The organism is Pseudomonas sp. RL_5y_Pfl2_73, from assembly GCF_963970515.1.
Taxonomy (GTDB): domain Bacteria; phylum Pseudomonadota; class Gammaproteobacteria; order Pseudomonadales; family Pseudomonadaceae; genus Aquipseudomonas.
Window position 1 is genome coordinate 149,159 of sequence record NZ_CAXAPD010000014.1, and the last position, 8,840, is coordinate 157,998.

The 8,840-nt window shown below is 62.5% G+C and carries 10 protein-coding genes; 8 read left to right on the forward strand and 2 right to left on the reverse strand.

The features are described 5' to 3' along the window. The first annotated feature begins 144 nt into the window (after window positions 1–144). The 8 genes from AACY42_RS15920 (at window position 145) to murB (ending at window position 7,007) form a co-directional block, all read left to right on the forward strand. Complete coding sequence (locus AACY42_RS15920) at window positions 145–2,391, forward strand: DNA internalization-related competence protein ComEC/Rec2 (protein ID WP_339480737.1); 2,247 nt, start codon at window positions 145–147, stop codon at window positions 2,389–2,391. Window positions 2,392–2,486: 95 nt separating this feature from the next. Then, window positions 2,487–3,122 (forward strand): MotA/TolQ/ExbB proton channel family protein, encoded by a 636-nt coding sequence (locus AACY42_RS15925; protein ID WP_162254895.1) that lies wholly within the window; start codon window positions 2,487–2,489, stop codon window positions 3,120–3,122. After that, entirely contained in the window at window positions 3,119–3,547 is a 429-nt protein-coding gene (locus AACY42_RS15930; protein ID WP_339480739.1) for an ExbD/TolR family protein, read from the forward strand. The genes AACY42_RS15925 and AACY42_RS15930 overlap by 4 nt, the downstream gene beginning before the upstream one ends. Beyond that, a complete protein-coding gene (gene lpxK / locus AACY42_RS15935; RefSeq protein WP_339480740.1) occupies window positions 3,547–4,557 on the forward strand; it encodes a tetraacyldisaccharide 4'-kinase in 1,011 nt (336 codons plus the stop codon). The genes AACY42_RS15930 and lpxK overlap by 1 nt, the downstream gene beginning before the upstream one ends. A 23-nt stretch (window positions 4,558–4,580) precedes the next feature. Continuing rightward, window positions 4,581–4,766, forward strand: a complete 186-nt coding sequence (locus tag AACY42_RS15940; RefSeq protein ID WP_003179363.1) for a Trm112 family protein — start codon at window positions 4,581–4,583, stop codon at window positions 4,764–4,766. Beyond that, complete coding sequence (gene kdsB / locus AACY42_RS15945) at window positions 4,763–5,527, forward strand: 3-deoxy-manno-octulosonate cytidylyltransferase (RefSeq protein WP_053189634.1); 765 nt, start codon at window positions 4,763–4,765, stop codon at window positions 5,525–5,527. Before AACY42_RS15940 ends, kdsB begins: the two co-directional genes overlap by 4 nt. Beyond that, a complete protein-coding gene (locus tag AACY42_RS15950) occupies window positions 5,527–5,991 on the forward strand; it encodes a low molecular weight protein-tyrosine-phosphatase (RefSeq protein ID WP_014339516.1) in 465 nt (154 codons plus the stop codon). The genes kdsB and AACY42_RS15950 overlap by 1 nt, the downstream gene beginning before the upstream one ends. Next, window positions 5,988–7,007: a UDP-N-acetylmuramate dehydrogenase gene (gene murB, locus AACY42_RS15955; RefSeq protein WP_339480743.1), complete on the forward strand. Its 1,020-nt coding sequence runs from the start codon at window positions 5,988–5,990 to the stop codon at window positions 7,005–7,007. Before AACY42_RS15950 ends, murB begins: the two co-directional genes overlap by 4 nt. A gap of 89 nt (window positions 7,008–7,096) precedes the next feature. Here the strand turns inward: murB and AACY42_RS15960 are convergent, their stop codons facing one another. Both AACY42_RS15960 and AACY42_RS15965 read right to left on the reverse strand, forming a co-directional pair. Then, entirely contained in the window at window positions 7,097–8,350 is a 1,254-nt protein-coding gene (locus tag AACY42_RS15960; protein WP_339480745.1) for an SEL1-like repeat protein, read from the reverse strand. After that, window positions 8,350–8,840, reverse strand: a 491-nt coding sequence (locus AACY42_RS15965; protein ID WP_339480747.1) for a phospholipase D-like domain-containing protein, incomplete at its 5' end; no start/stop codon positions are given. The genes AACY42_RS15965 and AACY42_RS15960, both read right to left, overlap by 1 nt.

The window sequence follows — 8,840 nt, forward strand, 5'->3', positions numbered from 1 at the left end:
AAGGCTTCTCGGTCGGTTCAACGCATTAAGGCCGCAAGTATGTCCGGATTCTACAGCTGACAGATTCAGACTTTGTGACAATTGATAACGCCAGCGGTGCGGCGGACCGTCTATGCCTGAAGAGGGTACTCTCAAGGACGGGTTATGCGCACAGGGTTAGTCGCGCTTGCACTGGGGCTGTTGGCGCCGATTTTACTACCGATACTGCCGCCGTTGTGGCTGATCGCAGCCATGGCGGTGCTGGCGCTGATGGCGTTGCCGTTTCGAACCTATCCGCTGGGTTTTTTCCTGTTCGGGCTGGCCTGGGCCTGCCTGTCGGCGCAGTTTGCGCTGGACGATCGGTTATCCAGCGCGCTCGACGGTGAAACCCGCTGGGTCGAGGGGCGCGTGGTCGGTTTGCCGCAACAGGGCGATGGCGTGGTGCGCTTCGAACTCGCCGATGCCCACTCACGTCGTACCCGGCTACCGGCAACGATGCGTCTCGCCTGGTTCGGTGGTCCGCCGGTCAGCAGCGGTGAACGATGGCGATTGGCGGTGAAGCTCAAGCGGCCCACCGGGCTGCTGAACCCACACGGCTTCGACTATGCCGCCTGGTTGCTGAGCCGCGGCATCGGCGCGACCGGTACGATCAAGGATGGCCGTCTTTTACAAGCGGCCCGGGGCGCCTGGCGTGATGGGGTGCGTCAGGCGCTGACACAGGTCGATGCCCACGGCCGCTCCGGTGCGTTGGCGGCTCTGGTCCTGGGCGACGGCGGCGGGCTGAGTCGCGAGGATTGGCAGGTGCTGCAAGACACCGGCACCGTCCATTTGCTGGTGATCTCCGGGCAACACATCGGCCTGCTCGCCGGCCTGGTGTACCTGTTGGTGGCCGGTGCGGCGCGTTATGGTCTGTGGCCGGTGGGGCTGGCCTGGTTGCCTTGGGCCTGTGGGCTGGCCTTCTGCGCCGCCCTGGGCTACGGCTTGCTCGCCGGCTTCGAGGTACCGGTGCGGCGGGCCTGCGCGATGATCGGCTTGGTGCTGCTATGGCGCTTGCGCTTCAAACAGCCAGATCCATGGTGGGCATGGCTGCTGGCCTTCGTCGGGGTGCTGATGTTCAATCCGCTTGCCAGCTTGCGGCCAGGGTTCTGGTTGTCGTTTGCGGCCGTCGCCATATTGATGTTCACCTTTGGCGCTCGCCTGGGGCCCTGGCGCTGGTGGCAAACCTGGACCCGTGCCCAATGGCTGGTTGCGCTCGGTCTGTGTCCATTGTTGTTGATCGTGGGCTTGCCGGTCAGCCTCAGCGGGCCGTTGGTGAACCTGCTCGCGGTGCCCTGGATCAGCCTGTTGGTATTGCCGCCCGCGTTGCTTGGCACGGTGTTGTTGCCGGTGCCGCTCATGGGCGAAGGCCTGCTGTGGATCGCCGGCGGGCTGCTCGATCTGCTGTTCAAGGGGTTGGCGCTGGTTGCCGGGCGAATGCCGGCCTGGGTGCCTGCAGCGGTCCCGCCCTGGGCCTTGGGTATCGCCGCCTTCGGTGCTTTTTTGCTGCTGTTGCCCAAAGGTGTGCCGCTACGTGTACTGGGGTGGCCAATGGTGTTGCTGATGGTTTTCCCACCGCAAGAGCACCTACCGCAAGGGCAGGCCGAGATCTGGCAACTGGACGTGGGCCAAGGGCTGGCGGTGCTGGTACGTACCCGGCATCACAGCCTGCTTTACGACGCTGGGCCGCGCTTTGGCAAGGCTGATGTGGGCGAGCGCGTCGTACTGCCGACCTTACGCAAACTGGGTGTGCGCGGCTTGGACCTGATGCTGCTCAGCCACGCCGACGCCGATCATGCCGGCGGGGCCCGCGCGGTGCGCAATGGGCTGCCGACGATGGAAGTGATCAGCGGCGATCCCGACGCGCTGCCCGCCGAACTGCAGGCCGGGCCTTGCGACAGTGGCAGGCGCTGGGAGTGGGACGGGGTCGGGTTCGAGCTGTGGCGGTGGGCCTCTGCCGTCGAAAGCAACCAGAAATCCTGCGTTTTGCTGGTGGAGGCCGGCGGCGAGCGCCTGCTGCTGACCGGCGATATCGATACCCCTGCCGAGCGCGCCATGCTCGATGAGCCCCTGACGGTGCCGATCCAGTGGCTGGCCGCGCCGCATCACGGCAGCCGCAGTTCGTCGTCGATGGCGTTGCTGTCACGTCTCAAGCCGCATTCGGTACTGATCTCCCGAGGGCATGGCAACGCGTTCGGCCATCCTCATCCTCAGGTGATGGCCCGGTATCGACGCTCGGGCCTGGCGATTTACGACAGCGCCGAGCAGGGCGCCATTCGTCTGCAATTGGGGGCTTTCGAGCTGCCGCGCACCGAGGCCGGGCATCGACGTTACTGGCGCGATCGGCCCACAGTCGGGCCACCGGTGCAATATTGATCCAGCGCAATCGACTGAGGCGCTAATCGGTGGGGCGGGTCTGCAAGGCGAGTCTGTGTGATAAAGTGGCGCACTTTTTCGAGGGGGCAGTCACTGTGTGGGAATTGGTCAAATCCGGCGGCTGGATGATGTTGCCGATCATTCTGAGTTCCATCGCGGCACTGGGTATCGTTGCCGAACGCCTGTGGACCCTGCGGGCCAGCCGCGTGACCCCGGAGCATCTGCTCGGGCAGGTCTGGGTCTGGATCAAGGACAAGCAACTGAACAAGGACAAGCTCAAGGAGCTGCGGGCCAGCTCGCCGCTGGGGGAAGTCCTCGCCGCCGGCCTGGCGAACTCCAAGCATGGTCGCGAGATCATGAAGGAGTGCATCGAGGAAGCTGCCGCCCGGGTCATCCATGAGCTGGAGCGCTATATCAGCACCCTGGGCACTATCGCCGCCATGTCCCCGCTGCTGGGCCTGCTGGGTACGGTGCTGGGCATGATCGACATCTTCAGCGCGTTTACCGGTTCTGGCATGACCACCAACGCCGCAGTACTGGCAGGGGGCATTTCCAAGGCCTTGATCACCACCGCCGCCGGCCTGATGGTGGGTATTCCGGCGGTGTTCTTCCATCGGTTCCTGCAACGCCGCGTCGACGAGTTGGTGGTGGGCATGGAGCAAGAAGCGATCAAGCTGGTCGAGGTGGTGCAGGGTGACCGTGACGTGGACCTGGCTGGGGGCAAGAAGTGAAATTCCGTCGCAAGTCACGGGAAAACATCGAGATCAACCTCGCGTCGCTGATCGACGTGGTGTTCATCCTGTTGCTGTTTTTCGTCGTGACCACCACGTTCACCCGGGAAACCCAGCTCAAGGTTGAATTGCCGGAGGCCGTCAGCGGCTCGCCGGCCGAAGACCAGCAGCTGAAGAATCTGGAAATCACCATTAGCGCCGAAGGGGCGTTCTCGGTGAACAACCAATTGCTGCCCAAGAGCGACTTGGCGAGCCTGATCGAGGTCCTGCAGAAAGAGTCTGGTGGCGACACCGACCTGCCGCTGTCCATCAGCGCTGACGGCAAAACCCCTCATCAATCGGTGATCACCGCCATGGACGCGGCCGGCAAGCTCGGTTTCAGCCATCTGCGCATGACCACGGTCGAGGCGGCCCCCGCACCCTGATGGCCATGTCCGATCGATTGCTTGCCGCGTGGTACGACGGTCACCCGGCCCTGACCCTGCTACGACCGCTTGAGTGGTTGTACCGACGGGTGGTGGTGGGCAAACGCGAGCGTTTCCTGGCGGGTGTAGGCCAGATCTACCAGCCCCCCGTGCCGTTGGTGGTGGTCGGCAATATTACGGTCGGTGGCACCGGCAAGACGCCGTTGATCCTGTGGATGATCCAGCACTGCCAGCGCAGTGGCCTGCGCGTCGGGGTGGTCAGCCGGGGTTATGGTGCCAAGCCGCCGCAACTGCCCTGGCGGGTTGCGGCCGAGCAGGGCGCCGACGTTGCGGGTGATGAGCCGTTGTTGATCGTCCAGCGCACAGGTGTGCCGTTGATGATCGACCCTGATCGCAGTCGCGCGATCCAGGCGCTGCTGGAGGCCGAGCCGCTGGACCTGATTCTGTCCGACGACGGCATGCAGCATTATCGGATGGCCCGGGACCTCGAGCTGGTGTTGATCGACAACGCCCGTGGCCTGGGCAACCGGCGTTGCCTGCCGGCCGGGCCGTTGCGCGAGCCAATCGAGCGCCTGCAATCGGTCGACGCGGTGCTGTACAACGGCGCCCATGCCGACCGCGAAGACGGTTTCGCCTTCGAGTTGCGTCCCACCGCGCTGGTGAACCTGGCGAGCGGCGAGCGGCGCTCCCTTGACCATTTTCCACCCGGCCAGGCCCTGCATGCCGTGGCCGGCATCGGCAATCCCCAGCGTTTCTTCAAGACCCTCGAAACGCTACACTGGCGGCCAATACCGCATGGGTTTGCCGACCACGCCGAATATAGCGCCCAGGCCTTGAGTTTCACGCCATCGCTGCCGGTGGTCATGACGGAAAAGGACGCAGTCAAATGCCGTGCCTTCGCCGCACCCGACTGGTGGTACCTGGCGGTGGACGCCGCGCCGTCGCCGGCCTTTACCACCTGGTTCGATACGCAGTTGATACGCCTGTTGCCGGATCGGCTTTTGCCTTAAAACCTTTTACCCAGGGGAATTCCATGGACACCAAATTGCTCGATATTCTGGCCTGCCCAGTCTGCAAAGGCCCGCTCAAGCTCAGTGCCGACAAGACCGAACTGATCAGCAAGGGCGCCGGCCTGGCCTACCCGATTCGCGATGGCATCCCAGTGATGCTCGAAAGCGAAGCCCGCACCCTGACCACCGACGAGCGCCTGGATAAATGACCGCAGCTTTTACCGTTGTCATTCCGTCGCGCTTCGCCTCGACGCGCCTGCCCGGCAAGCCGTTGTTGTCGATCGCCGGCAAGCCGATGATCCAGCACGTCTGGGAACAGGCCTGCAAAAGCAGCGCCCAGCGTGTGGTGGTGGCGACTGATGACGCACGCATCGTCGAGGCCTGCAAAGGCTTTGGCGCCGAAGTCGTCCTGACCCGTGAAGACCATAATTCCGGCACTGACCGCCTGGCGGAGGTCGCGGCAAAACTCGGTCTTGCCGCCGACGCGATCGTGGTCAATGTGCAAGGTGACGAGCCGTTGATCCCGCCGAGCGTGATCGATCAGGTCGCCGCCAACCTCGCGGCCCACACCGAGGCGCGCATGGCCACCCTGGCCGAGCCGATCGAGGATGTGCAGACGCTGTTCAACCCCAACGTGGTCAAGGTGGTCAGCGACCTCAATGGCCTGGCGTTGACCTTCAGCCGCGCGACGCTGCCCTGGGCGCGGGACGCATTCGCCCAAAGCCGTGACGTGATGCCGGAAGGCGTGCCGTACCGCCGCCACATCGGCATCTATGCCTACCGTGCGGGCTTTCTCCAGGACTTCGTCGCCTGGGGCCCGTGCTGGCTGGAAAACACTGAAGCCCTGGAACAGCTGCGTGCCCTGTGGCACGGCGTGCGGATCCACGTCGCCGATGCGCTGATCGCCCCGCCGACCGGTGTCGACACCGCCGAAGACCTCGAGCGCGTTCGTCGCCTGTTGGAGGCCTGATGCGGGTCCTGTTCGTCTGCCTCGGCAATATCTGCCGCTCGCCCACCGCCGAAGGTATCCTGCGCCACAAGTTGCGTGAGGCCGGGCTGGCCGGCCAGGTGGAAGTCGCTTCCGCCGGCACTGGTGACTGGCACGTCGGCAAGGCTCCTGACAAGCGCAGCCAGGCGGCGGCCCTGAAGCGTGGCTACGACTTGTCGGCCCAACGCGCGCAACAGGTGACCCGCGCTGATTTCGCCGCCTATGACCTGATCCTGGCGATGGACAGCAGCAATCTGCGCAACCTCAAGGCCCTGCAACCGGCCAATGGCAGGGCCGAACTGGACCTGTTCCTACGCCGCTACGAGGCTGAACTCGACGATGTGCCGGACCCGTACTACGACGGCGAACAAGGCTTCGAACAGGTGCTGGACTTGATTGAACGCGCCACCGATCGCCTGGTGATCGAATTGAAGGGGCGGTTATGACCTTGCAGGTGCGGGCGGGCGTCAGCCTCAAGCCCTTCAACAGTTTCGGTGTGGACGTCACTGCCCGGCTGTTCGCCGAAGCCCACAGCGATGGCGATGTTCGCCAGGCGCTGGCCTATGCCACCGAGCATGCCGTGCCATTGTTGGTGATCGGCGGCGGCAGCAACCTGTTGCTGACCGGCGACATCGACGCCTTGGTGGTGCGTATGGCCAGCCGGGGGATGCGTTTGCTCAGCGATGACTGCGAACGGGTGGTGGTCGAGGCCGAAGCTGGGGAACCCTGGCATCCCTTCGTCCAATACACGTTGGCGCAGGGTTGGTCGGGCCTGGAAAACCTCAGCCTGATTCCCGGTACCGTAGGCGCGGCACCGATGCAAAACATCGGCGCCTACGGTGTGGAGATCAAGGATGTCTTCGCCGGCCTCACCGCGCTGGATCGCCAGACCGGTGAACTGCGCGAGTTCACCCTGGAGGAGTGCCGTTTTGCCTACCGCGACAGCGTGTTCAAACAGCAAGCGGGTCGCTGGTTGATCCTGCGGGTGCGTTTTGCCCTCAGCCGCGCTGCACATTTGCATCTGGAGTACGGCCCGGTTCGCCAGCGACTGACCGAGCAGGGCATCGAGCAGGCGACCCCTACCGATGTGAGCCGGGCCATTTGCAGTATCCGCAGCGAAAAACTCCCGGACCCGGCCGTGCTGGGCAATGCCGGCAGCTTCTTCAAGAACCCGCTGGTGCCGGCCACGCACGTGGCGCACTTAAAGCTGCAATACCCTGACCTGGTGGCTTATCCACAGCCTGAAGGGCAGATGAAAATCGCTGCCGGCTGGCTGATCGAGCGCGCCGGCTGGAAGGGCTTTCGCGAAGGTGATGCCGGGGTGCACAAGTTGCAGGCGTTGGTGCTGGTCAACTACGGCAACGCCACGGGCCCGCAACTTCTGGACCTGGCCCTGCGCATCCAGAAAGACATTGCTGAACGGTTTCAGGTTGAGCTGGAGATGGAGCCCAATCGGTATTGAATGAGGTGATTGTTCAGCTGTGCCTGGTTGATCTACAACTCCTAAATCGGTGGGTCGGGATAACTGGGTGTATCCCGACACTTGATAGCTCATCCGTAAAATATCCAATCCACCTTTTCTGGGCCGACTGTCACCCGGTCAGGGAGCAGGAATCGGTACTCACGATGACGCACGTTCAGCGTCGGCAGGGCCTGGCCCTCTTCGAAGCGGCGGATGACGGCGTACCCGGCGGCGATCCAGTAGCCGGTTTGCGTACAGGCCTGGCCGCTTTGGCAGGTTGTCGAGGGTTGCTCGGCCCTGATGAAGGCGGGTGAATCGGGTGTGGGTTTACCGGTGGCGGGTTCGAGACCCTTGGCCTTGGCCAATTCGCGGACCAGCGCCTCGCTGGGTTTTTGCGGTGGGACATTGGCCAGGCGGGCTTCGAGCCATTGGAGTTTGCCGTCCCATTCAGGTAGTTCGGCGGGTGGCAAGGGGAGGATGTCGTTAATTTCCGGGACTGTGGGGTTGGCGTAGGAGTAGTTCGCCAGGATTTGCCAGATTTTTTTGTAGCGCTCAGCGCGTTCGAGGTCTTCTTGTTGCCCGAGGTAGTCCAACTGATCGGTGGGAGGAGGGCCGCGAAATGCGTCCTCCAAACGGCCAGCAGCACTTTCGTTGCCCGCGGCGATCCCCATCTGGAATATTTCAAGCGCCTGTCGATATTCCCCTTTGTGCTTAAGGTAAATGCCCAACGCAACAGCCGCCTTCCCATGACTTTGTTCAGCAGCGCAACGATACATTTGTGTCGCTATTTCCGGCGCAACGTCAATTGGATCAAGTTTATCTCCCACGAGGTACTGGGCTTGGGCATTACCCCGATCAGCTGCTTTACGGAAGTAACGCAACGACATCTCGGGGTCCTGATACAGCCCCGCCGAGCCCTGTTGCAGGAAGATCCCGACGAAGTAGTAACCCGTCGCCACGCCTGCTTCGATCAATTGTTGGCTCATACGCAAATGCTGGGCGCCACTGAGCTCGAAACGACCGCGCATGGCGCCGTTCTGTAGGTTGATATTGGCTTTGAAATGGCCGTTCTCTGAGGCGATGCGATACAGCCGCTCGATCTCTAGATCAACGGTTTTGTTCTGCTTGAGCTGGTTGTTCTTTTGCAACCAACGGGCGTATTGAAACAGCACGTCACTTTTAGCGGACGGCGCGGGGATCGTTTCGTGTTGGCAGGTAAAGGCCAGCTTGGCCTTGATCTCGGTTAAAGGCTTCACGGAAGGGTCCTTCTTGGGAAAATTAAAGGTGCCACCGCTGCCGCAAGCGGCCAGCAACAGGCAGGACAGCAGGAAGATTCGGCGCATCAATCGAGATCCTTCAGGATGGCTTTGTCGTAATAAAACTCGACAAGCGAAGCGCAGGGCTTCTTCTTGTCTTTTTGGAGACGTTTGTTGTCCTCAATAATCCTCTCCCAAGCCTTAAACGCCTCCCCCGCATCATCCTGCGCCCCCTTCTCACCCGTATGCAGATCCCACAACCGCCGCCGCAACGCCTGGGTCACACTCATCCACTCATGGGCAATGTTCAGTTCGCTGTCCACCTGCATGCTGCGGGTGTTGATATTGGCCGAGCCCAGGGTGGTGAACACGTCGTTGATGATCATCAACTTGGAGTGGATGTACACCGGCATCCATGGCTCACCCGCCGGTGAATCGGGGGCGACCAGGGAGCATATGTGCACCTTCAAGCCAGGTATTTCCTCGGGCACAACGGTGCTGTCCAGGATCTTTTGTTTCTTGCGTTCAAACTCGGCCTTCCATCGAGCCTGTTCCAGTTGGCCAATACGGTCATTCG

Excerpts from the sequence above, each read along its gene's own strand:
- AACY42_RS15920 (WP_339480737.1), top strand. The coding sequence starts at position 145 with ATGCGCACAGGGTTAGTCGCGCTTGCACTGGGGCTGTTGGCGCCGATT.
- lpxK (WP_339480740.1), top strand. The coding sequence starts at position 3,547 with ATGGCCATGTCCGATCGATTGCTTGCCGCGTGGTACGACGGTCACCCG.
- AACY42_RS15940 (WP_003179363.1), top strand. The coding sequence starts at position 4,581 with ATGGACACCAAATTGCTCGATATTCTGGCCTGCCCAGTCTGCAAAGGC.
- kdsB (WP_053189634.1), top strand. The coding sequence starts at position 4,763 with ATGACCGCAGCTTTTACCGTTGTCATTCCGTCGCGCTTCGCCTCGACG.
- AACY42_RS15950 (WP_014339516.1), top strand. The coding sequence starts at position 5,527 with ATGCGGGTCCTGTTCGTCTGCCTCGGCAATATCTGCCGCTCGCCCACC.
- murB (WP_339480743.1), top strand. The coding sequence starts at position 5,988 with ATGACCTTGCAGGTGCGGGCGGGCGTCAGCCTCAAGCCCTTCAACAGT.
- AACY42_RS15960 (WP_339480745.1), bottom strand. The coding sequence starts at position 8,350 with ATGCGCCGAATCTTCCTGCTGTCCTGCCTGTTGCTGGCCGCTTGCGGC.